23 protein-coding genes and 2 riboswitches are annotated in these 22,328 nt (G+C 68.0%); of the genes, 17 read left to right on the top strand and 6 right to left on the bottom strand.

Features of this window, described 5'->3' with window-relative positions:
- Nucleotides 1-72 precede the first annotated feature (72 nt).
- The 3 genes from bluB to cobU are packed head-to-tail and all read right to left on the bottom strand — an operon-like array spanning nucleotide 73 to nucleotide 1,992.
- On the bottom strand, nucleotides 73-705 hold the full coding sequence (gene bluB / locus BM118_RS26085) for a 5,6-dimethylbenzimidazole synthase (RefSeq protein ID WP_092188708.1): 633 nt from the start codon (nucleotides 703-705) through the stop codon (nucleotides 73-75).
- Between the two features lie 4 nt (nucleotides 706-709).
- Nucleotides 710-1,492 carry an adenosylcobinamide-GDP ribazoletransferase gene (cobS, locus tag BM118_RS26080; protein ID WP_092188706.1) on the bottom strand — a complete coding sequence of 261 codons (783 nt, stop codon included), beginning with the start codon at nucleotides 1,490-1,492 and terminating at the stop codon, nucleotides 710-712.
- Entirely contained in the window at nucleotides 1,489-1,992 is a 504-nt protein-coding gene (cobU, locus tag BM118_RS26075; protein ID WP_027549028.1) for a bifunctional adenosylcobinamide kinase/adenosylcobinamide-phosphate guanylyltransferase, read from the bottom strand. Before cobU ends, cobS begins: the two co-directional genes overlap by 4 nt.
- Nucleotides 1,993-2,119: 127 nt before the next feature.
- Here cobU and cbiB point away from each other — a divergent pair, with 127 nt between their 5' ends.
- Nucleotides 2,120-3,061, top strand: coding sequence for an adenosylcobinamide-phosphate synthase CbiB (gene cbiB / locus BM118_RS26070; protein WP_177234696.1), 942 nt, complete (start codon nucleotides 2,120-2,122; stop codon nucleotides 3,059-3,061).
- Between the two features lie 11 nt (nucleotides 3,062-3,072).
- Nucleotides 3,073-4,038 (top strand): threonine-phosphate decarboxylase CobD, encoded by a 966-nt coding sequence (gene cobD / locus BM118_RS26065; RefSeq protein ID WP_177234695.1) that lies wholly within the window; start codon nucleotides 3,073-3,075, stop codon nucleotides 4,036-4,038.
- On the opposite strand, the gene BM118_RS26060 is transcribed toward cobD, so the two are convergent.
- Nucleotides 4,027-5,475, bottom strand: coding sequence for a cobyric acid synthase (locus tag BM118_RS26060; protein WP_092188700.1), 1,449 nt, complete (start codon nucleotides 5,473-5,475; stop codon nucleotides 4,027-4,029). The genes cobD and BM118_RS26060 overlap by 12 nt on opposite strands.
- An 11-nt stretch (nucleotides 5,476-5,486) precedes the next feature.
- On the bottom strand, nucleotides 5,487-6,122 hold the full coding sequence (gene cobO / locus BM118_RS26055) for a cob(I)yrinic acid a,c-diamide adenosyltransferase (protein ID WP_092188698.1): 636 nt from the start codon (nucleotides 6,120-6,122) through the stop codon (nucleotides 5,487-5,489).
- 40 nt (nucleotides 6,123-6,162) lie between these two features.
- A riboswitch (cobalamin riboswitch) is annotated at nucleotides 6,163-6,382 on the top strand.
- A gap of 96 nt (nucleotides 6,383-6,478) precedes the next feature.
- Here cobO and BM118_RS26050 point away from each other — a divergent pair.
- Genes BM118_RS26050 through cobJ form a run of 7 tightly spaced genes read left to right on the top strand, consistent with a single transcriptional unit; the run spans nucleotide 6,479 to nucleotide 14,400 of the window.
- Entirely contained in the window at nucleotides 6,479-6,853 is a 375-nt protein-coding gene (locus BM118_RS26050; RefSeq protein WP_092188696.1) for a DUF1636 family protein, read from the top strand.
- Nucleotides 6,850-7,899, top strand: a complete 1,050-nt coding sequence (cobW, locus tag BM118_RS26045) for a cobalamin biosynthesis protein CobW (protein WP_092188694.1) — start codon at nucleotides 6,850-6,852, stop codon at nucleotides 7,897-7,899. Before BM118_RS26050 ends, cobW begins: the two co-directional genes overlap by 4 nt.
- Complete coding sequence (gene cobN, locus BM118_RS26040) at nucleotides 7,899-11,147, top strand: cobaltochelatase subunit CobN (RefSeq protein ID WP_092188692.1); 3,249 nt, start codon at nucleotides 7,899-7,901, stop codon at nucleotides 11,145-11,147. The genes cobW and cobN overlap by 1 nt, the downstream gene beginning before the upstream one ends.
- Entirely contained in the window at nucleotides 11,144-12,307 is a 1,164-nt protein-coding gene (gene cobG / locus BM118_RS26035) for a precorrin-3B synthase (protein WP_092188690.1), read from the top strand. The genes cobN and cobG overlap by 4 nt, the downstream gene beginning before the upstream one ends.
- Nucleotides 12,307-12,936, top strand: coding sequence for a precorrin-8X methylmutase (locus BM118_RS26030; RefSeq protein ID WP_092188687.1), 630 nt, complete (start codon nucleotides 12,307-12,309; stop codon nucleotides 12,934-12,936). Before cobG ends, BM118_RS26030 begins: the two co-directional genes overlap by 1 nt.
- 1 nt (nucleotide 12,937) lies before the next feature.
- The gene (locus BM118_RS26025) at nucleotides 12,938-13,669 is read left to right on the top strand and encodes a precorrin-2 C(20)-methyltransferase (protein ID WP_092188685.1); all 732 of its coding nucleotides are present in this window, start codon (nucleotides 12,938-12,940) and stop codon (nucleotides 13,667-13,669) included.
- A complete protein-coding gene (cobJ, locus tag BM118_RS26020) occupies nucleotides 13,666-14,400 on the top strand; it encodes a precorrin-3B C(17)-methyltransferase (RefSeq protein ID WP_092188683.1) in 735 nt (244 codons plus the stop codon). Before BM118_RS26025 ends, cobJ begins: the two co-directional genes overlap by 4 nt.
- Here cobJ and BM118_RS26015 read toward each other — a convergent pair.
- A complete protein-coding gene (locus BM118_RS26015; RefSeq protein WP_092188681.1) occupies nucleotides 14,376-15,122 on the bottom strand; it encodes a cobalt-precorrin-6A reductase in 747 nt (248 codons plus the stop codon). The genes cobJ and BM118_RS26015 overlap by 25 nt on opposite strands.
- On the opposite strand from BM118_RS26015, the gene cbiT reads away from it, so the two are divergent.
- The 8 genes from cbiT to cobT all read left to right on the top strand — a co-directional run bounded on the left by cbiT (nucleotide 15,121) and on the right by cobT (nucleotide 22,323).
- Nucleotides 15,121-16,302, top strand: coding sequence for a precorrin-6Y C5,15-methyltransferase (decarboxylating) subunit CbiT (gene cbiT / locus BM118_RS26010; protein WP_092188679.1), 1,182 nt, complete (start codon nucleotides 15,121-15,123; stop codon nucleotides 16,300-16,302). The genes BM118_RS26015 and cbiT overlap by 2 nt on opposite strands.
- A complete protein-coding gene (locus BM118_RS26005; protein ID WP_177234694.1) occupies nucleotides 16,299-16,667 on the top strand; it encodes a cobalamin biosynthesis protein in 369 nt (122 codons plus the stop codon). Before cbiT ends, BM118_RS26005 begins: the two co-directional genes overlap by 4 nt.
- Nucleotides 16,664-17,446, top strand: a complete 783-nt coding sequence (gene cobM / locus BM118_RS26000; protein WP_092188675.1) for a precorrin-4 C(11)-methyltransferase — start codon at nucleotides 16,664-16,666, stop codon at nucleotides 17,444-17,446. Before BM118_RS26005 ends, cobM begins: the two co-directional genes overlap by 4 nt.
- Nucleotides 17,446-18,756, top strand: coding sequence for a cobyrinate a,c-diamide synthase (locus tag BM118_RS25995; RefSeq protein WP_092188673.1), 1,311 nt, complete (start codon nucleotides 17,446-17,448; stop codon nucleotides 18,754-18,756). The genes cobM and BM118_RS25995 overlap by 1 nt, the downstream gene beginning before the upstream one ends.
- Nucleotides 18,753-19,484 (top strand): uroporphyrinogen-III C-methyltransferase, encoded by a 732-nt coding sequence (cobA, locus tag BM118_RS25990; protein WP_092188671.1) that lies wholly within the window; start codon nucleotides 18,753-18,755, stop codon nucleotides 19,482-19,484. Before BM118_RS25995 ends, cobA begins: the two co-directional genes overlap by 4 nt.
- 45 nt (nucleotides 19,485-19,529) lie before the next feature.
- Nucleotides 19,530-19,749, top strand: a riboswitch (cobalamin riboswitch).
- A 37-nt stretch (nucleotides 19,750-19,786) separates the two neighbouring features.
- Nucleotides 19,787-20,464 (top strand): energy-coupling factor ABC transporter permease, encoded by a 678-nt coding sequence (locus tag BM118_RS25985; RefSeq protein ID WP_092188669.1) that lies wholly within the window; start codon nucleotides 19,787-19,789, stop codon nucleotides 20,462-20,464.
- Nucleotides 20,465-20,510: 46 nt separating this feature from the next.
- The gene (cobF, locus tag BM118_RS25980) at nucleotides 20,511-21,260 is read left to right on the top strand and encodes a precorrin-6A synthase (deacetylating) (protein ID WP_092188667.1); all 750 of its coding nucleotides are present in this window, start codon (nucleotides 20,511-20,513) and stop codon (nucleotides 21,258-21,260) included.
- Between the two features lie 10 nt (nucleotides 21,261-21,270).
- Nucleotides 21,271-22,323: a nicotinate-nucleotide--dimethylbenzimidazole phosphoribosyltransferase gene (gene cobT, locus BM118_RS25975; RefSeq protein ID WP_092188665.1), complete on the top strand. Its 1,053-nt coding sequence runs from the start codon at nucleotides 21,271-21,273 to the stop codon at nucleotides 22,321-22,323.
- The last annotated feature ends 5 nt before the right edge of the window (nucleotides 22,324-22,328 follow it).

Below are 22,328 nucleotides of genomic sequence, written 5' to 3'. Positions count from 1 at the left end.
ATCCAGACTACCTCCGCGGCAGAATTCTGGATTGCTTCGCTGCGCTCGCAATGACGGAGGAGGGCGCGTTTGTCAGCGCCGCAGCGTGAATTCCTCCGCGCCGCGCCGGTGCTCCCACTTCGCCTGCTCCAGCTCGGGCTGGTCGCATTCGGTCTCGGGATAGCCGATGCAGAGATAGGCGATGAATTTCCAGGTATCAGGCACGTCGAGAATGGTGTGGATGCGATCCGGATGCAGGATCGACACCCAGCCGAGCCCGATGCCCTCGGCGCGCGCGGCGAGCCACATCGCGGTGATCGCGGCAACCACGGAATATTCCGTCGTCTCCGGCATGGTCGCGCGGCCGAGGCCGTGCCCGATGTCGCTGGTCTTGTCCGCGAACACGGCGAGGTGGCCAGGGGCCTGTTCGAGGCCCGACAGTTTCAGCGTCGCATAGCGCGCCGCGCGCTCGCCGGAGTAGCAAGCGAGCGCATCGGCGTTGCACGCCCTGAAGTCATCGATCACGTTGCGGCGCCGTGCGGCATCGTCGACGGTGACGAAGCGCCAGGGCTGGCTCAGGCCGACCGAGGGCGAGAGGCAGGCGGTTTCGACCAGGCGTTCCACGGCGCCGTCCGGCAGCGGATCGGTGCGAAAGCGGCGTACGTCACGGCGCCACACGAACAGCTCGCGCAGATGTCGGCGGAAGGTGTCGTCGAACTCGACCATGGGGTCAGTGTCCCATCTGGAAAGCCGCGGCAACGAGCAGGATCACGATCTCGCCGGTCTGCTCGAAGGCGCCGAGGATGTCGCCGGTCTGCCCGCCGATCTGGCGGATGGCAAGCCGTGCCAGGATCAGGCCGGCGAGCGACAGCAGGATCAGGCCGACGAGGGCCTTGCCCGGTCCAAGTGCGAGGGTCAGCGCGAGAGTTCCAACGGCAAAGGCGATGGCGACGCTGCGGCCCGGCGGCGCTCCGGCGCTTGCCGACAGACCGTCAGGCCGCGCCGGCGGTACCAGCGACATGAAGGCCGGCACGCCCGCGCGGGCTGCGCAATGCGCAGCGCACAGCGCCAGCGTCACCAGCCACGGATTGGCGATCGTTGCGAGCGCGCTCCAGCGCAGGCCGAACGACAGGATCAGCGCGCAGATGCCATAGGTTCCGATCCGGCTGTCGCGCATGATCTCCAGCTTGCGCTCGCGCGTTCGGCCGCCGCCGAGCCCGTCGGCGGTATCGGCGAGGCCGTCCTCGTGCAGCGCGCCGGTGATGAGCGCGGTCGTGGCCAGTGCGAGCAGGGCGGCAAGGTTCGGCGTCAGTCCGAGCCGGCTGGAGATCTTGTAGACCAAAGCGCCTGCAAGTCCGACCAGCAAGCCGGCGACCGGCAGCGCCCAGGTCGCGCGCGCGATGGCGCCGTCGGCCGCAGGCTTTGACGATCCGACCGGCAGCAGCGTGACAAACGACGCCGCGATCCTGAGATCGGCGATGACATCCCGGATTGTCTCGGCGCCCGGCATCATTTCAGCTTCATCGGCAGCCCGGCGACCACGAACTCGACTTCGTCGGCAACGCCGGCGAATGTCTGGTTCATGATCCCGGCAGCATCGCGGTAGGCGCGCGCCAGCGCGTTGTCGGGCACGATGCCGAGGCCGACCTCGTTGGTGACCATGATGACCGGACTCCGCAAGCGAGGGAGAACCTCAGCGAGGTGCGTCACCTCGCGCGACCAGTCGCGCTCGGAATGCAGCAGGTTGGACAGCCAGAGCGTCAGGCAATCGACCAGTCTCGCGCCGCCGCCCTCGGTTTCGACCAAAGCCTGCACCAGGTCGAGCGGAACCTCGCGCTCGATCCAGTCGGCTCCGCGTCGCGCGCGATGCTTTGCGATGCGATCCTCCATTTCGGCGTCGAGCGCCTCGGCCGTGGCAATGTAAACGGGCCGCCCGGGAAAGGCCTGCGTGCGCGTCTCCGCCCGCCGGCTCTTGCCCGATCGCGCTCCGCCCGTGATCAAGATGACGGCCATAAAAGTCTCCTGCCGGCCAGCACTAATCACCAAACGGGGCCAAAGACAAAGCCGAAATCAGGCGGGCAGGGGCTTGCGCTCGGCCGGGGCTTTGCGCAACAGGGGCGGAGCGAGACGGGAGATTTGCGTGGGCTTTGCGGGTGCGATGGCGGTGGCGATGGCGGTGGATGCCCTGTTGGGCTGGCCGGCGCCGCTGTTCGCGCGGATCGGCCATCCCGTGACCTGGCTCGGCCGGCTGATTACGAGGGTCGACACCGCCTGGAATCGGCCGTCAGATCCGCCGGCGTTCCGCCGCGCTGCGGGCGTTGCCGGCGCGCTCGTGGTGATTGCAGTCTCTGCCGCTATCGGCTGGGTCCTTCAGTCCGTGCTCGCGCTGGGCTGGATCCAATTCGTGCTGGTCGGCATCCTGGCGTGGCCGCTGGTTGCGCTACGCTCGCTCGATGATCACGTGGCCGCCGTCGCAGGCCCCTTGCAGGCCGGCGACATCGCCGGCGCACGCGCGGCAGTCTCGCGCATCGTCGGCCGCGATCCCGCGACGCTCGATGAAGCCGGCATCGCGCGCGCGGCGATCGAGAGCCTCGCCGAAAACGCCTCCGACGGCATCGTGGCGCCGGTGTTCTGGGGCGCGCTGTTCGGCCTGCCCGGCATCTTCGGCTACAAGGCCATCAACACGCTGGACTCCATGATCGGCCATCGCAGCGAGCGACACGAAGCCTTTGGCTGGGCGGCGGCGCGGATCGACGATGTCGCCAACTTCATTCCGGCGCGCCTGACCGGGTTTCTGTTCGTGCTGCTGGCGCCGCGCCGGACGGAGGCATTGTCGTGCATGACGCGCGATGCGCGCCGGCACCGCTCGCCCAATGCCGGCTGGCCGGAAGCGGCGATGGCCGGCGCGCTCGGCGTGCGGCTCAGCGGTCCCCGGATCTACCACGGCAGCATCACCAACGAGCCCTGGCTCAACGAAGGCGCGCGCGATCCGCTCGCCGCCGATATCACGCAAGGGTTGACCGTCTACCGCCGCGCCATGCTGCTGCTCGCAGGCCTCCTTGCGATCCTCGGCTTCGCGTGAAAGAACAGGACATGCGTGAGCACGGTGGAAATCTCGATCTGGCCCAGCAGCGTTTCGGCGGACATGCCGAGGACTGGATCGATCTGTCGACGGGGATCAACCGGCTGCCTTATCCGGCGGGCGAGGTCAGCATGCGCGCGTGGAGCGCGCTGCCGTCGCGTGCCGAGATCGACGCCCTGCATCAGGCGGCGCAGCACGCTTACCGCACCAACGCGGCGCTCGTTGCGATGGGCGGGGCGCAAGCCGCCATTCAATTGCTGCCGCAACTTGGGCCGCGCGGCCACGCCCGCATCCTTGCGCCGACCTACAACGAATATTCCGGGGTCCTGTCGGCTGCGGGCTGGGACGTCCAGGAGGTCGCGGATCTTGACGCGCTGGCGGACGCGGACCTCGCTATCGTCGTCAATCCCAACAACCCCGATGGCCGGTGCCATACGCCGAAGGACTTGCTGGCATTGCTGCCGCGCGTCGGCCGTCTCGTCATCGACGAGAGCTTTGCCGATGCCGTTCCGCAGCTGTCGCTTGCGCCGGAAGCGGATCGAACGGGGCTGCTGATCCTGCGGTCCTTTGGGAAGTTTTATGGTCTGGCTGGCCTGCGGCTTGGGTTTGCGATCGGTGGCGCGGCCGACATCGCAGGGATCGCCGCGATGTCGGGGCCATGGCCGGTCTCGGGGGCGGCGATCGCGATCGGCTGCCGCGCATTGCGCGACGATGCCTGGGCGAAATCCACCTCAGCGCGGCTTGTGCGCGACTGTGCCCGTCTCGACGACATGGCGCACGTAAAAGGCTGGACGCTCGTCGGCGGCACGCCGCTGTTTCGTCTTTACGAAACGCCTGATGCGCTGGCCGCGCAGGAGAAGATGGCGCGTGGCCAGATCTGGTCGCGCGCCTTCACGCAAAAGCCGACATGGCTGCGGCTCGGACTTCCCGGCAGCGAAGCCGAATGGACGCGCCTTGCCGAGGTCCTAGCGCGCTAGCGAAAGCAGGCCTTCGACGTCGAGATGCTTTTCGATGTGGTCGGCGAGCGCATCAAGCGCGCTCTCGACCCTGGCATGATAAGGCTCGTCGCCTGCGGGAATGTCGAGCTTGGCCAAGTACGCCTTGCGGAAATCATCCGACGTGAACAGGCCGTGCAAGTAGCTGCCCTGCACACGGCTATCGCTGGAGATCGCGCCTTCCGGCTCGCCGTTCAATGTCGCGAACGGCCGCGCGCGATCGGGCCCGTCGGTGCGGCCGATGTGGATCTCGTAAGCCTCGATCGGCTGGTCCGTGGCGGCGTGCACGGCCGCAACACGCGTCAGCGTCTTCTGCGGGCTCATCACCGTCTCGACATTCAGGAGTCCGAGGCCCGGCGTGTCGCCGGCAGGGCCTTCGATGCCGTCAGGGTCGGCGACACTGCGTCCGAGCATCTGATAGCCGCCGCAGAGGCCGAGGATGTGGCCGCCGCGGCGATAATGCGCCAGGAGATCAATGTCCCAGCCCTGCGCGCGCAGGAAAGCGAGGTCGCCGCGGGTCGATTTGGAGCCGGGGACGATGACGAGACGCACGTCGCCGGGGATCGCTTCACCCTGGCGCACCATCACGAGATCGACGCCGGGTTCGAGCTTGAGCGGATCGAGATCGTCGAAATTGGCGATCCGTGACAACGCGAGACAGGCGATCTTGCATTGGCCCGGCTTTCGCGCGTCGCTGAGGCCCAGCGCGTCCTCGGCCGGCAGCTCGCCGGCGCGCGCAAACCAGGGCAGCACGCCAAAGCCGCGCCAGGACGTCTTCTGCTCGATCAGCTTGTAGCCGTCATCGAACAGCGTGGGATCGCCGCGAAACTTGTTGATGACAAAACCCTGGATCATCGCGGCATCGTCGGGGTCGATCACTGTCTTGATGCCGACGAGCTGGGCGATGACGCCGCCGCGGTCGATGTCGCCGACCAGCACAACCGGCACATCAGCCTTTCGGGCAAAGCCCATATTGGCGATGTCGGCCTTGCGCAGGTTCACCTCGGCGGGACTGCCGGCGCCTTCGACCAGCACGAGATTGGCCCGCGCCTTCAGCCGCTCGAAGCTCTCCAGCACGGAGCCCATCAGCTGTGGCTTCATCGCCGCATAGTCACGCGCACGCGCAGTTGCGATGCGCTTGCCATGCACGATGACCTGCGCGCCGACATCGGTCTCCGGCTTCAGCAGTACCGGATTCATGTCGGTGTGTGGCTCGACGCCGGCGGCGAGGGCTTGCAGTGCTTGTGCGCGGCCGATCTCGCCGCCATCGACGGTCACGGCCGCGTTGTTCGACATGTTCTGCGGCTTGAAGGGAAGCACGCGCAGGCCGCGCCGCGTGAAGGCGCGCGCAAGACCGGCGACGATGAGCGACTTGCCCACGTCCGAGCCGGCCCCCTGGATCATCAATGCGCGCGCCATCGCGTGTGTCTTCAGAACTCGACGCCGGCCTGCGCCTTGATGCCGGAGCGGAACGGATGCTTCACCAGCGTCATCTCGGTGACGAGGTCGGCGATCTCGATCAGCTCGTCCTTGGCATTGCGCCCGGTGAGCACGACATGCGTCATCGCAGGCTTTTGCGTGCTGAGGAATTCGACGACCTCAGCAATATCGAGATAGTCGTAGCGCAGCGCGATGTTGATCTCGTCCAGCACGACCATGCGCAGGCTGGGATCGAGGATCAGCTCCTTCGCCTTCTCCCAGCCAGCGCGTGCGGCGGCGATGTCGCGGGCGCGGTCCTGCGTCTCCCAGGTGAAACCTTCGCCCATCGCATGGAACTGGCAGAGATCGCCGAAATGGCCGGTGAGCAGGCGCCGTTCGCCGGTGTCCCAGGCGCCCTTGATGAACTGCACGACCGCGCAGGGGAAGCCATGGGCGACGCAGCGCACGATCATGCCGAAGGCCGAGGACGACTTTCCCTTGCCGGCGCCGGTATGGACGATGATGAGGCCCTTTTCGCCGCTCTTGGTCGCCATGATCTTGTCGCGGGCGGCCTTCTTCTTCGCCATTTTCTGGGCGTGGCGGGCGTCGGTTTCCTCGCCCGTTTGGGTATCCGGTTCAGGCGTCATCGTACCTGGTCCTTCGGCTTGACAAGAGGCGGCCGGGGGCAAATGGTGGCCCGGCGTTGGTTCCTGTCCTATGACAGGCGAAGAGGGAATGCGATAGGGTCCGAATCGGCAAGATTTGGGTCCAAAATGCAGCCGCCCCCGCGACCGTGACCGGAGAGATGCCCGAAGCCACTGACCCCTGACGGGATCGGGAAGGCGGGGATCGAAGGGCAAAACCCTGCTCCGCAAGCCGGGAGACCTGCCAGCGCGGACGATTTTTGGACCGGCGGACGGGGTGTTCCGCGACGGGGAAACGGACCCTCGCAAGATCGGTTCGTGGGCCTCTTCGCCTCCCGCTGTTTATTCTGGAAGAGGCGATGACCGTCACACTTCACGTCTGCATTACCTGCCGTGCCGGCGAGACGCCGGGCGAGGGAGAAGTCACGCCGGGCAAGCGCCTTCACGGTGCGATCGTCGACGCCGGCGTGCCCGATGGTGTCAATGTGGTTCCCGTCGAATGCCTGTCGGCATGTAGCCAGGGCTGCTCGGTCGCGCTGAGCGCGCCCGGCCGCTGGTCCTATGTCTATGGCCGCCTGTCGGATGCCAACGCGCGCGACGTGGTCGCGGGCGCCGCGGCCTATGCGGCCGCGCCCGACGGCCTCGTGCCCTGGCGCAGCCGTCCCGAGATCTTCCGCAAGCAGTCGCTTGCCCGCATTCCCCCCATTGCCGTCGTGCCGGAGGCCGCCGAATGAATTCGCTCGCAAAAATCCCGGTCACGGTGGTGACCGGCTTTCTCGGCTCCGGCAAGACGACACTGATCCAGCATCTGCTCGCCAACCCCAACGGCAAGAAGCTCGCGGTGCTCGTCAACGAGTTCGGCAGCGAGGGCGTCGACGGCCAGATCCTGAAGTCGTGCGCCGACGCCAATTGCCCGGAGGAAAACATCGTCGAGCTCGCCAATGGCTGCATCTGCTGCACCGTTGCCGACGATTTCATCCCAACCATGGAGCTGTTGCTGGCACGGCCCGTAAGACCCGATCATATCCTGATCGAGACCTCGGGCCTCGCGCTGCCCAAGCCTTTGCTCAAGGCGTTCGACTGGCCGGAGATCCGTTCGCGCATCACGGTGGACGGCGTGATCGCGCTGGCCGACGCCGAGGCGGTCGCCGCCGGCCGCTTTGCGCCGGATCCGGCTGCAGTGGAAGCGCAGCGTGCGGCGGACGAAAATATCGATCACGAGACGCCGCTGTCGGAAGTGTTCGAGGACCAGATCGCCTGCGCCGACATCGTGCTGCTCACCAAGGCCGATCTTGCGGGAGCTGCAGGGATCGAAGCGGCCAAGGCTGCCATCACCGCCGAGATGCCGCGCCGCGTGCCGATGCTCCCCATCACTGACGGTGCGATCGACGCCCGCGTCATCCTCGGCCTCGGTGCCGCCGCCGAGAATGATCTCGCCGCGCGCCCGTCGCATCACGACGGCGAAGAGGAGCATGAACACGACGACTTTGCCTCCGTCGTGATCGACCTTCCGGAGGTGGCGGATATCGACACACTGGTCGCCTCGGTTCAGCGCCTGTCGCGCGAGCAGAACGTGCTGCGCGTCAAGGGTTACATCGCGGTCGCGGGCAAGCCGATGCGCCTGCTGCTCCAGGCCGTCGGCGAGCGCGTGCGTCACCAGTTCGACAAGCCCTGGGGGGCGGTCGCGCGGCAGTCAAAGCTCGTCGTGATCGGCGAGCACGGCGATATCGACGAGGCCGCGATAAGAGCGGGACTTGGTCTTTCAGGATCTGGCATCTGATGCACGTCGTCTTCCGCGAGAGCCGCGGTCTGGAAGAGACCGCGACGCCAAGGGACATCGGCCAGGATCCGGCCGATCTCGTGGTGCTCTCGTACTCGGACTCCGATCTCGCCGCGTTTGCGGCCGGCTGGCGCCGAGGCCGCGACAGCCTGCCGTCGCTGCGGCTCGCCAATCTCGCGGAGCTGCGTCATCCGCTTTCGGTCGACATCTACATCGAGCGTACGCTGGCCCAGGCACGCGGCATTCTGGTCCGCCTGATCGGCGGTGAGTCCTATTGGCCCTACGGCCTCGCGGCTCTCCAGCAGCTCGCGAAGGCGCGCGGTATCGTGCTGGCCGTGCTGCCGGCCGATGGCCGCGACGACACACGGCTCGATGCATACTCAACCCTGCCGGTCTCGACGCTGCGCCGGTTGAAGGTGCTCTGCGACACCGGTGGTCCGGTCGCGGCGCAAGCGGCGATCGCGCAGCTTGCGCTGGCTTCGGGACTCTATGCCGGTCCGGTCGTCGGCGAGATGGCCGTGCCCGAGATGGGCTTTTACGATCCCGCGCGCGGCGTCATCGCGGCGATGCCGGACGGCGAGGGGAAGCCGCGCGCGCTGGTGACGTTTTATCGCTCGTACCTCACCGCCGCGGACACCGGCCCGGTCGACGCGCTGATTGCCACGCTGCGCGAGAAGGGGTTTGACGCGTATGGCCTGTTCGTCACCTCGCTGAAGGCCGCGGGCGTTGCGGACTGGCTGCGGGCGCACCTTGCGCAAGATCCTCCGGCCGCCATCGTCAATGCGACCGCGTTCTCCGCGGTCGGCGATGACGGCACGACACCGTTCGATGCTGCATCGTGTCCCGTGTTCCAGGTCGCGCTCTCCACGGCGCGTCGCGAAGATTGGGCGGAATCGCTGCGCGGCCTGTCGCCCGGCGATCTTGCGATGCATGTGGTGCTGCCCGAGGTCGACGGCCGCCTGTTCGCGGGCGTGGTGAGTTTTAAGTCGGCTGCGGAACGTGATCCTGATTTGCAGTTTTCGCACCTTGCGCATCGGGCTGACGAGCAATGCGTGAAGGCCGTTGCCGCGCGTGTCGCGGCTTGGCAGAATCTTGCGGTGAAGCCGGCCGGTGAGAAGCGGCTGGCGATCGTGCTGTCGAACTATCCGGGCCGCCCGCACCAGATCGCGCACGCGGTGGGGCTCGACGCGTTGGCCTCGGTCGAGGCCTTGGTGTCAGATCTCGCGGAGACTGGCTTCTGTGTCGCACCGGTTCATGCGCTCGGCGAGACGCTGCTGAGACAGCAACTCACCTGGAGCGTCGCCGATTATCGCGCGGCGCTCTCGTGCCTTCCGCAACCCTTGCAGGATGATCTCGCGCAGGCCTGGGGCACGCCTGAGAGCGATCCGAGCTGCCGCGACGGCGCATTCCACTTCGCCGCGATCCAGTGCGGCAAGTCGATCATCGCGGTTCAGCCCGAACGCGGCGATGCAACCACGCGCGACGCCGACTATCACGATCTCGCCCGCACGCCACGCCATGCCTATGTCGCGTTCTATCTCTGGCTCCGCGAGCAGGCCGTTGATGCTGTCGTGCACATGGGCGCGCATGGCACACTGGAATGGCTGCCCGGAAAATCCGTGGCGCTGTCATCGAGCTGCTGGCCGGAAGCCCTGATCGGCGATCTGCCTGTCATCTATCCCTTCATCGTCAATGATCCCGGCGAGGCCGCACAGGCCAAGCGGCGCATCGGCGCCGTCACCATCGGCCATCTGCCGCCGCCGCTGGCAAGCTCGGCCGTGCCGGACGGCTTGCGCCGGCTTGAGCAGCTCCTCGACGAATATTCGACAGCCGATGGTCTCGATCCCGCCCGCCGCCAGCGTCTGATCGCCGCGATCCGCGAGGAAGCGCGCGCGGCAGGACTGGAGGACGACCTCGGTCTCGATGCATCGGCAGCACCAGCCGAGGCGATCCCGCGGATCGATCGCTTTGTCTGCGATCTCAAGGAAAGCCAGTTCGGCGACGGCCTGCACGTGTTCGGCCGCGGCGCCTGCGGCGAAGCGGAGCGGGACGCGCTGCGTGCCGCGCTTGCGGGGAAGCGCATTGCACCGGGGCCGTCAGGCTCGCCCTATCGCGGGCGCCAGGATGTGCTGCCGACGGGACGCAATCTCTTCGCTGTCGATCCGCGCGCCGTGCCGACACCGTCGGCGCATGCGCAAGGCATCAAGCTCGCGGAAGAGCTGCTTCGCCGCCACTTGCAGGATCACGGTGACTGGCCGAAGGGCCTCGTGGTCGATCTCTGGGGCTCGGCGACGATGCGTACCGCCGGCGAGGAATTCGCGATGGCGCTGCATCTGGCGGGGCTTGCGCCGCGCTGGGATCACGCCTCCGGCCGTGTGACCGGCTATGACATCATCGCGCCGGCCGAGCTCGGTCGCCCCCGCATCGACGTCACGCTGCGGGTGTCGGGCCTGTTCCGCGATGTCTTCTCCGGCCTTGCGCAATTGTTCGAAGCTGCGGCCGAGGCGCTCGCCGCGCGCGAGGAGGAGGGCGACGAGAATCCGTACCGCCACCGTACGTCCCGTGTGTTCGCGCCGCGCCCCGGGCAATACGGCGTCGGCCTCTCCGCGATTCCTGATGCCTTCACGCCTGAGACGCGCGATGCGGCCGGCGAAGCCTGGCTGTCGGCATCGTCCTGGGCGTTCTCCGCCGACGGCGCGATCAAGCCCGATCGCGCCGGCATCGAACAGCGGCTCGCGTCGGCCGATGCTTTCGTTCATGTCCAGGACTTGCCGGAGACTGATCTTCTGCTCGCCGCCGACTATGCCGCGCATGAAGCCGGCGTTGCCGCGGCCGCGTCACATCTCGGCGCAGTTGCGCCGTCACTCTATCATCTCGACGCGACGCGTCCCGACCAGCCGCATGCGCGCACGCTGACCGAGGAAATCTCACGCGTGGTTCGCGCGCGCGCGGCCAATCCGGCCTGGATCGCCGGCATGATGCGCCATGGTTTTCGCGGCGCCGCCGAGATCACCGCGACACTCGAGCACATGGCCGCCTTCGCCCATCTGGCGGACGGCGTGCCGCCGCATCTGTTCGATCTCTATTATGCCGCGACGCTCGGCAACGATGACGTCCGCGCCTTCATGGCCCGCGAAAATCCTGCGGCGCTTGCCGCGATGGAGACGTGCTTCACCCGTCTGCATGAGGCTTCACTCTGGCGAACGCGTCGCAATTCGATCGCGGCGGCGTTGCGGGAGGCGTCATGAGTGCGGCCATGGTCAAGGGCTGGTGCCCCGGCGCGCTGCGGCCGATGCAATCGGGCGACGGGCTCGTGGTCCGCGTGCGCCCGTTCGGCGGCCGTCTCGATGCGGCGCAGATCTCCGGACTGGCGCGTCTGGCCGAACGCCATGGCAACGGCCTGATCGATGTCACCAGCCGCGCCAATCTCCAGATCAGAGGCGTCAGCGAAAGCAGTCACCGGCTGCTGCTCGACGGTCTTTCGCAACTGGCGCTGCTCGATCCCGACGCCGACACCGAATCTCGGCGCAACATTCTGGTGACGCCGTTCTGGCGCGCGGGCGACGAGACCCAGGCGCTCGCTGGTGAGCTCGAAGAGGCGCTCGAGAACAGCGCGCTCGCGCTTCCGACGAAATTCGGCTTTGCCATCGATGACGGCACGTCGCGCGTGCTCGCCGGCGATTCCGCGGATGTGCGGATCGAGCGCGATCGCGCCGGCGGACTGCTGGTGCGGGCCAATGGCGCCAGCCTCGGCCGTTCCGTTGGACGCGGCGAGGCTGTGACCGCTGCGCTCGCACTCGCAAATTGGTTCGTGACATCAGGCGGTGCCAGCGGCGGGCGAGGGCGGATGGCGACGCATCTTGCTGCTGGCGCGTCCCTGCCTGAGGCGTTGCGCGGCGAGGCCGAACCGGGCCCGATCATGGCTGCGGCGCGTCCCGGCCTTTATCCGCAGGGCGCGATGGTCGGTGTCGCCTTCGGGCAAATGCAGCATGCGACGCTCAGCCAGTTCGCCGGCTGTGGACATGCGCTGCGCATGACGCCGTGGCGGATGGTTCTGAGCGAAGGCAAGCGGACGATGCCGTCCACGGCCGGTCTCATTACCGAGGCCTATGATCCGGCGCTGCGCGTCATCGCCTGCAGCGGCGCGCCGCGCTGCCGCGAGGCGCATGCCGATACCCGCGCGCTGGCGGCAGCGCTCGCCCCGAACATCGGCGCGGCCGCACGGCTTCACGTCTCCGGCTGCGCCAAGGGCTGCGCTCATTCCGGTGCGGCCGCGATCACGCTGGTCGCGACCGGTGCCGGCTTCGATCTCGTGCGCGGCGGGTCGACGCGCGACGAACCCATCCTGCGCGGCTTGAACCGCGACGACATCGTCGGCAATCCCTCCATCCTGATGGGAGGGCACTGATGCCGCATGTCTACGAGACCGACGGCGCGGCGATCTACCGGCAATCCTTTGCGACCATCCGGTCCGAGGCGGATCTTGCCCGCTTTACGCCCGATGAGGAACAGGTCGTCGTGCGGATGATCCATGCCGCCGGCATGGTGGGCCTGGAAGCGCATATCCGCTTCACATCAGGCATGGCGACCGCCGCGCGTGCAGCGTTGCAGAAGGGGGCGCCGATCCTGTGCGATGCGCGCATGGTCTCCGAGGGAATTACGCGCGCGAGACTTCCCGCGGCCAATGCCGTCGTCTGCACGCTGGGCGATGCTGCCGTCCCGGCGCTGGCGAAATCCATGCGCAACACGCGTTCGGCCGCGGCGCTTGAGCTGTGGCGGCCGCATCTGGGTGGCGCGATCGTCGCGATCGGCAACGCGCCGACCGCGCTGTTTCATCTCCTCAACATGCTGGAGGACCGCGACTGCCCGCGGCCGGCGGCGATCATCGGCTGCCCCGTCGGCTTCGTCGGCGCGGCAGAATCCAAGGCCGCGCTGATGGCCGATCCGCCGGTGCCGGCGCTGACGGTCGAGGGCCGTCTCGGCGGCTCCGCGATCACCGTTGCGGCCGTGAATGCGCTGGCGAGCTGGAGCGAATAGAATGGGACGCATCATCTGCTGCGGTCTCGGCCCTGGCGATCCCGATATGATGAGCGTGCGCGCCGATCGCACCGTGCGCGGCGCACAGCACGTGGCCTATTTCCGCAAGAAGGGCCGGCCGGGCCAGGCGCGCCGTATCGTCGAGGGCATGCTCGCCGGCGGCGTCACCGAATATCCCATGGAATACCCTGTCACGACCGAGATCGCTTTCGACAGCGCGGAATATGTCCAACTGCTTGCGGGCTTCTACGACGAATGGGCCGAGCGCCTGGCGCGGCTGGCGCGCGCGGTCGACGTGGTCGTGCTCTGCGAAGGCGATCCCTATTTCTACGGCTCCTTCATGCATCTGCACACGCGCCTGCAGGGACGCGTCGAGATCGAGGTGATCGCCGGCATTCCCGGCATGGTCGGCTGCTGGAATGCCGTGGGACAGCCGATCGCGCTCGGCGATGACGTGACGACGGTATTGATGGGCACGCTCGCGGAGGACGAGCTCGAGCGCCGCATGCGGGACTCCGATGCGCTGGTCATCATGAAGACCGGCCGCAATCTTGCAAAGGTGCGCCGCGCGCTTGCGGCCGCCGGCCGACTGGACGATGCCTGGCTGGTCGAGCGCGGCACGATGCCGGGCGAGCGCGTCGCGCGGCTCGCCGGGATCGACGTCGCCGACTGCCCCTATTTCGCGATCGTGCTCGTGCACGGCAAGGGCCGGCATCTGGACGCCGCCGAATGACGGGCACGCTGACCATCGCGGGCCTCGGGCCGGGCAGTGACGCGCTGGTGACGCCCGAGGTCTCCGCCGCGCTGGCCTCCGCCACGGATATTCTGGGCTACGCGCCCTATGTCGCGCGCGTGCCGCCGCGACCGGGGCTCACGCTGCATCCATCCGACAACCGCGAAGAGCTCGCGCGAGCGAGCGAGGCGTTGCGTATGGCGGCCGAAGGCGGGCAAGTCGTGGTCGTGTCCTCCGGCGACCCGGGTGTGTTTGCCATGGCGTCGGCCGTGTTCGAGGCGCTCGAACTGGCGCCGCAATATCGCGAACTCCCGATCCGCGTGCTGCCCGGCATCACTGCGATGCTGGCGGCGGCCGCGCGTGCCGGCGCGCCGCTCGGCCATGATTTCTGCGCGATCAATCTCTCCGACAATCTCAAGCCATGGGCAGTGATCGAGAAGCGGCTGCGGCTGGCTGCGGAAGCCGATTTTGCCATCGCGCTATACAATCCGCGTTCGGCCAGCCGGCCGGAAGGATTTGGCCGCGCGCTCGCGGTGCTGAGGGACGCCGGCTGCGGCGAGCGGCTCGTGATCTTTGCGCGCGCGATCAGCGCATCCGACGAGAAGATCGAGACCGTCACGCTCAACGCGGCGCGGCCCGAGATGGCCGACATGCGCACGCTGGTGATCGTCGGCAACTCGCAGACGCGCCGTGTCGGCCGTTGGGTCTATGCGCCGAGGCAGGTGCGATGACCGAGCCACTGCATGATCTCGGCCACGCTCTCGACCCGCTGGCGCCCGGGCAATTCGGGCCGCGCGATCATGATCACGGGCAGTCCGAGCGTGCGGGCCGCGTCGATCTTGGCGCGCGCGCCATCGCCGCCGGAATTGCGGGCGACGATCGACATGATGCCGCGCGTGCGCAGCATGTTCAGCTCGCCATCAAGCGTGAACGGTCCGCGCGACACGATCACGTCAGCCGGGAAGGGCAGCGGCGCTTCGGGCGGATCGACGAAGCGCAGCGTGTAGGCGTGTTGCGGCTTGGTCGCGAACGGCGCGATGTGCTGGCGGCCGATGGCGAGGAACACTTTTGCCGGCAAGTCGGGCAAAGCGGCGACCGCTGCATTGACGTCGGCGACATCGATCCAGTTGTCACCGGGCGCCTTGGCCCAGGGAGTGCGCTCGAGCGCGATCAACGGCGTGCCCGCTTCCGCGCACGCCGCGACGGCATTGCGGCTCATCTCGGCGGCAAAGGGATGCGTCGCGTCGATCACATGCGTGATGCCTTCGCGGCGCATGTAATCGGTGAGCCCGCTCACGCCACCGAAGCCGCCGATGCGGGTCGGCAGCGGCTGCTCAGCCGGCGCACGGGTGCGGCCGCCATAGGAATAGACGGCATCAAGCCCGGCGCGCGCGATCTCCGCCGCGAGCTGGCTTGCATCGCTCGTTCCGCCCAGAATGAGGGCGCGTGTCATGGCTGATCCCTGGCTGACCATCATCGGTATCGGCGAAGATGGCCTTGCCGGGCTGTCCGAGGCAAGCCGAAAGGCGCTGCGTGAAGCCGAAACCGTCTTCGGCGGCGAGCGTCACCTCGCGCTTGCGGGTGTGACCGGGCGCGGCCACCCGTGGCCGGTGCCGTTCGATGCGGAGGTCGTGCTCGGCCGCCGTGGCCGGCCGACGGTGGTGCTCGCCTCCGGCGATCCGTTCTGGCACGGCGCCGGCGCAAGCCTTGCCGAGAAGCTCGAGGCGGTGGAGTGGGTCGCACATTCTGCGCCGTCGACATTCTCGCTTGCCGCGGCGCGGCTCGGCTGGCGCCTCGAAGTCGTTGCCTGTCTCGGTCTGCATGCTGCGCCCTTCGAGCGCCTCGTGCCGCACCTTGCGCCTGGCGCGCGCATCATTTGCCTCGTACGAGATGGCAAGGCCGCGGGACACCTCGCAAAGTGGCTGAGCGAGCGCGGATGGGGCGCCTCGGCATTCTGGAGTCTCACCGCGCTGGGCGGACCGCGCGAAAGCATTGCGGAATATCGTGCCGATGGATTTGCCGGCGATCTCGCCGCAAACCTGGTCGCGGTGGCCGTGGAAGCGAGGGGAGCTCAGGGCATTCCTCGCAGCGCAGGACTTTCAGACGATCTCTTTGCCCATGACGGCCAGATCACCAAGCGGCCGGTACGTGCGCTCGCGATTTCGGCGCTGGCACCGCGCCCGGGCGAACGGTTGTGGGATGTCGGCGCCGGTTCGGGGTCGATCTCGGTCGAGTGGGCGCTCTGCGGCGGGACAGCGACCGCGATCGAGATGCGCGAGGATCGCGCCGCGAATATCCGCAGCAATGCGTCGGCGTTCGGATTGGCGCATCGGATCGCTGTTGTCACAGGCAGTGCGCCTGAAGCTCTTGCTGGGCTGGACGCACCGGATGCCGTCTTCATTGGCGGTGGTCTCGATAGCGCGATGTTCGATGCCATCTGGTCGCGGCTCGCGCCGGGGGCGCGGCTGGTCGCACATTCCGTGACGCTGGAGACGGAAGCGCTGCTTGGCGAACTGCACCAGCGCCACGGCGGCGAACTGATGCGGGTCGAGATCGCCCATGCCGGCCCGCTCGGCCGCTACCGATCCTGGGAGGCGGCGCGTCCCGTGGTGCAGTGGAGTGCGGTCCGATGAAGGTCGCCGGGCTCGGATTCAGGCAGGATGTCACCCTGGCCTCGTTGCGTGAGGCGCTGCTGGCGGCGGGCGGCGCTGAAGGCCTTGCGGCGGTCGCGACTATCAGTGACAAGGCCGACGCGGAGGCGCTGAAGCAGCTCGCGCGCGAATGCGGTGTGCCGATCAAGGCGGTGCCGCCCGATGTGCTTGCCGGCATCGACACGCCGACGCAGTCAAGACTCATCACGGAAAAATTCGGCACGGGATCGGTCGCCGAAGCCGCGGCGCTCGCTGCGGCCGGCCCTCGCGCGCGATTGATTGCGACCCGGGCGGTCTCGCAGGATCGCACCGCGACGGCCGCGATCGCGGAAGGAGACGGCGCATGACGGTGCATTTCATCGGCGCCGGGCCGGGCGCTCCCGATCTGCTGACGTTGCGCGGGCGCGACCTGATCGCGGCCTGTCCGGTCTGCCTCTATGCCGGCTCGCTGGTGCCTGAGGGCGTGCTGGCGCATTGCCCGCCGGGCGCGCGCATCGTCAACACCGCGCCGTTGTCGCTCGACGAGATCATCGCGGAGATTTCCGCCGCACATGCCGACGGCAAGGACGTCGCGCGCCTGCATTCCGGCGATCTCTCGATCTGGTCGGCGATGGGCGAGCAGCTCCGCCGTCTCCGTGCGCTCGACATTCCCTTCACCGTGACGCCCGGCGTTCCGTCCTTCTCCGCCGCCGCAGCAGCGCTCGAAGCGGAGCTGACTTTGCCGGGGCTCGCACAGACCGTCGTGCTGACGCGCACGCCGGGGCGCGCCAGCGCGATGCCCGAGGGCGAGAAGCTCGCCGCCTTCGCCGCGACCGGCGCGGTACTTGCCATTCACCTTTCGATCCATCTGCTCGACCAGGTGATTGCCGAGCTGATGCCTCACTACGGCGCGGATTGCCCCGTCGCCATCGTCTGGCGCGCGAGCTGGCCGGACCAGCGCATCGTCCGCGCCACGCTTGCAACGCTCGATGCGGCCGTCGGTGGCGAGATGGAGCGCACCGCGCTCATTCTGGTCGGCAAGACATTGGGCTCGGCTGATTTCGACGAGAGCCGTCTCTATGCCGCTGATTACGATCGCCGCTATCGGCCGGTCGGCGCCGAGCCGCGCTTTCCGGAGGCCTCCTGATGCCGGCAGGGCTCGTCATCTCCGCGCCTGCCTCCGGTGTCGGCAAGACGACGCTGACGCTGGCGCTCGCGCGCGCCTGGCGCAATCGCGGATTGAACGTGCAGTGCTTCAAGAGCGGGCCCGACTATATCGATCCCGCCTTTCATGCTGCCGCTACGGGCCGCGCCTCCGTCAATGTCGATAGCTGGGCGATGGACCGCGCGACGATCAGCCATCTCGTCGGCCGTGGCGCGGACGCTGACGTTGTCCTCGCAGAAGGCTCGATGGGCCTGTTCGACGGCGTCGCCGCGCGTGGCGTCTCGGGTACCGGCGCCACCGCCGACATTGCGGAGATGCTGGGCTGGCCGGTGCTGCTGGTGATCGATCCTTCGGGACAAGCGCAGACGGCGGCGGCGATCGCTGCAGGCCTTCGCGATTACCGCCCTGGCGTGCGCCTTGCTGGCGTCGTGCTCAACCGGGTCGCCAGCCCGCGCCATGAAGACCTCGTACGGCGTGCGCTTGACGACGCCGGCATCGCCGTGTTCGGCGCGCTGCCGCGCCATGCCGAGATCAACCTGCCGAAGCGTCATCTCGGCCTGGTGCAGGCCGAGGAGCAGGCCGAGATCGGCAAGCTGATCGACGAGGCCGCGCGCTTCGTCGCCGAGCATGTCGATCTCGATGCGGTATTGCGATCGGCAGCCGGCTGGTCGCCGCAACCCGCCGCGAACGGCCTGAACGTGACGCCGCCCGGGCAGCGCATTGCGCTTGCCCGCGATGCCGCGTTCTCCTTCGTCTACCCGCATATGCTGGAAGCCTGGCGCGCGGCGGGCGCCGACATCTCGACCTTCTCGCCGCTTGCCGATGAAGCGCCCGACGCGAGCGCCGATGTCTGCTGGCTGCCCGGCGGCTATCCCGAGCTTCATGCCGGGAAGATCGCGGCCAACGCGCGCTTTCGCAGCGGCTTGCGCGCCTTCGCCGAGACGCGACCGGTGCACGGTGAATGCGGAGGCTATATGGTGCTGGGAACCGCTTTGACCGACGCCGACGGTGTCTGCCATGAGATGGCGGGCCTGCTCGGCCTGGAGACCAGCTTTGCCAAACGCCGCATGCATCTGGGCTATCGTCTCGCCGAACTCGCCGCGCCGATGCCGGGACATCGCGCCGGCGCACGCCTGCGCGGCCATGAGTTCCACTATTCGACCATTCTTGCCCAGCCCGACACGCCGCTCGCGGTCGTGCACGACGCGACCGGTGCGGTCATCGCCGAGACCGGTTCGCGCCGGGGCAATGCCACCGGCACATTCTTCCATCTGATCGCGGAGGACCGGTGAACGGTTTTGTCTCCTTCATCTCCGCCGGTCCCGGCGACCCCGAGCTTCTCACGCTCAGGGGTGCCGCCCGGCTGCGCGAGGCCGATGTTGTGCTTTATGATGACCTCGCGTCCGGCGCGATCCTTGATCTCGCCCGGCCCGGCGCCAATCTCGTTGCGGTCGGGAAGCGGGCCGGGCGGCCCTCGACCAAGCAGCATCATGTCAACCGCCTGCTGGTCGACTATGCCGCGACTGGCGCGCGCGTGGTGCGGTTGAAGTCCGGCGATGCCGGCATCTTTGGACGGCTCGAGGAGGAGCTCGAAACGCTGCGCGAAGCCGGCATCGGCTACGAGATCGTTCCCGGCGTCACCTCGGCCTGCGTGGCCGCTGCGCAAGCCGGCATCCCCTTGACCCGGCGCCACACCTCGCGCCGGGTGCAGTTCGTGACCGGAGCCGACGTCACCGGCGAGCTGCCGCAAAACCTGAACTGGGCGGCGCTGGCCGACCCGGAGGCGACCACCGTGGTCTATATGGGCCGCCGCACCTTTCCGGCCCTTGCCGCAAAATTGATCGCGCACGGCCTCGCGCCGACCACCCCCGCGCTGTTCGCCGAATCCCTCGGCCGGCCCGACGAGCGGCTGGTCCGCACCACCATTGTCGAGCTTGCCGAGCAGCTTGCGCGGGGCGGGGCTGCTTCGACGGCTGCCGTGATCCTGTTCGGCGCACTGGCGGGAGAATACCCGTCATGATGGTCTCAATCGCCCTTCAGCCCTTGACGCCCGGCTGGCGAAAGGGGCACACAGGACGGGCATGGTGCTCGATGCGGCGCAAAGCGCCGGAGTATAATCGGGAATGGGGATGGGCGGACCCAGTTGCGGCGCCCAAAACCCCAGCCGCCCCCGCGACTGTAAGCGGTGAGGGGCTCCGAACCGCCACTGGGCCGCAAGGCCCGGGAAGGCCGGAGATCCCCACTGAACCGCGAGCCAGGAGACCGGCCGTGCACGTTTTGAGGCCAAGGCCGTCGGGTGTGACGGCAGGAAGGATCTGAGCCATGCATATCGAACCCGGAGTCGTGACGGGCGCCAAGCTCGTGTTGAGTTACGCAACCGGCATCGCCGCAGGCAGCGTTGCGCTGAAGCTCGCGGCCGAGACCGTGCGCGAGCAGGGCATCACATCGTTCGCGGCGCGCACGCTCGCCACCACGGGCCTCGTGTTCACCTTCTTCGAGATCCTGCCGCACTTCCCGGTCGGCGTCTCCGAAGTGCACTTCATCCTCGGCTCGACCTTGTTTCTGCTGTTCGGTGCTGCGCCCGCGGCCTTCGGCCTCGCGCTCGGACTCCTGTTCCAGGGAGTGTTCTTCGAGCCGGCCGACCTGCCGCAATACGGCATGAACGTCACCACGCTGCTGGTGCCGCTGTTCGCGATCCAGGCGATCGCCACGCGGATCATTGCCCGCAACACCGCCTATGTCGATCTCAGATATCGCCAGGCGCTGGCGCTCTCGACGACCTATCAGGCCGGCGTCATCGCCTGGGTGGCGTTCTGGGCGCTCTATGGCTCCGGTTTTGCCGTGACCAACCTCGTCAACATCGCGACCTTCGCGGCCTCCTATGCGCTCGTCATCGTGATCGAGCCGCTGGCCGATCTCGCCGTGCTGGCGCTGGCGAAGTCGCTGCGCGGCGTCACCGCGCCCGGCCTCGTGACCTCGCGCCTGCACAACGCGGCCTAAGAGACAAGCGAAAGGGCGGCCATGATGGCCGCCCTTCGCGAACGTGATGCTCACGCTCTCCCTGATAGGCATCGGTTGCGGCGATCCCGAGCAGCTCACGCGCGCCGCGACCCGCGCCATCAACGCGGCCGATCTCGTCCTGATCCCGCGCAAGGGGAGGGCGAAATCCGATCTCGCCGATCTCAGGCGGACGATCTGCGCGGATGTGCTCACCAGCGACACCACGCGCATCGCCGAGTTCGATCTTCCCGTCCGCGACGCAGGCGAGACGGACTACCGCAAGGGTGTGGACGATTGGCACGATGCGGTCGCCGCAGCGTGGTCGCGGACAATCACAAGCCATCTCGAAGGTGACGGCAAGGTCGCGCTGCTGATCTGGGGCGATCCTTCGCTCTACGATTCCTCGCTGCGCATTGCGCGACGGCTCGATCCCCTGCCGGAGATCGAGGTCATTCCCGGTATCACGTCGATCCAGGCGCTGTGCGCGGCGCATGCGCTGCCGCTCAACGACATCGGCGAGCCCTTTCTGGTCACGACGGGACGGCGCTTGCGTGAAGGCGGCTGGCCGCAGGGCGTCGACACCGTGGTCGTGATGCTCGATGGCGGCACCGCGTTCCAGTCGCTCGATCCGGCCGGGCTCGACATCTGGTGGGGCGCCTATCTCGGCATGCCCGATCAGATCGTCATGTCCGGCGCGCTTGCCGAGGTGGGTCCGCGCATCGCCGCGCTGCGGCAGCAGGCGCGCGAGCGGCATGGCTGGATCATGGACAGCTACATTCTCAAGCGCAGGCCGTAAGCGAGGCAGCATGCTCCCCGAATGGGTCTACCGAAAGTGCCCCGAAATCTCCGCGGCCCATCGCGAGGCGGCGATCGCGCGGCAGGCGCAACTGACGAAGCCGACCGGCGCGCTCGGCCGGCTCGAGCAGCTCGCGATCGAGCTCGCGGGCCTGCAGGCAACCGTGCAGCCACGCGCGGCACGCGTGCCGATCATCATCTTCGCCGGCGATCACGGCATCGTCGCGCAAGGCGTGTCGGCCTATCCGCAAGGGGTGACCATCGCGATGATGGCGAACTTTGCCTCCGGTGGCGCTGCGATCTCGGTGCTGGCGCGTGAGCTTGGTTCGAGCCTTGAGGTGGTTGACGCCGGCACGTTGGCGCCGGAGGCGGTAGCGGGCATCGTCATCGACAAGCCGAGCAGCGGCACACGCGATTTCAGTGTCGAGGCTGCGCTCGCACCGTCCGAGCTGGCCTTCGCCTTCGAAGCCGGTCAGCGCGCCGTCGCGCGCGCGGAAGCCAGCCAGCCCGATCTTCTGATCTTCGGCGAGATGGGCATCGGCAACACCACGACCTCGGCGGCGATCGCGGCGAGCCTGCTTGGCGTGAGCGCGGAGGAAATCGCGGGCAGCGGGACCGGCGTCGACGCCGCCGGCCGTGCGCACAAGGCGCGCGTGATCGATGCTGCGATTGCGCGCCATGGCGTTGCGGGTGCGTCGCCCGAGAAAATCCTGTGCGCCGTCGGCGGCCTCGAGATCGCGGCCATCTGCGGCGCCATCATTGCCGCCGCGCAAGCCCGCATTCCCGTATTGATCGACGGCTTCATCGTGTCGGTCGCGGCGCTGGCGGCCGTGCGCCTCAATCCGTCGTGCCAACCGTACCTTTTGCCGTCGCATCAATCGGCGGAGCAGGGGCATCGGCTGGTGCTGCGCGCGCTGAACGCGCAGCCGCTCATCAGCCTCGATCTCAGGCTCGGGGAGGGATCGGGCGCTGCCATCGCGCTGCCGCTGGTGCGTCTCGCCTGCAGCCTTCACAACGGCATGGCGACCTTCGCACAGGCCAATGTGCCGGATCGCACGGCCTGATCCGG

It is taken from the genome of Bradyrhizobium sp. cf659, from assembly GCF_900113725.1.
Lineage (GTDB): Bacteria > Pseudomonadota > Alphaproteobacteria > Rhizobiales > Xanthobacteraceae > Bradyrhizobium.
This window is presented reverse-complemented; position numbering and strand designations above follow the sequence as displayed.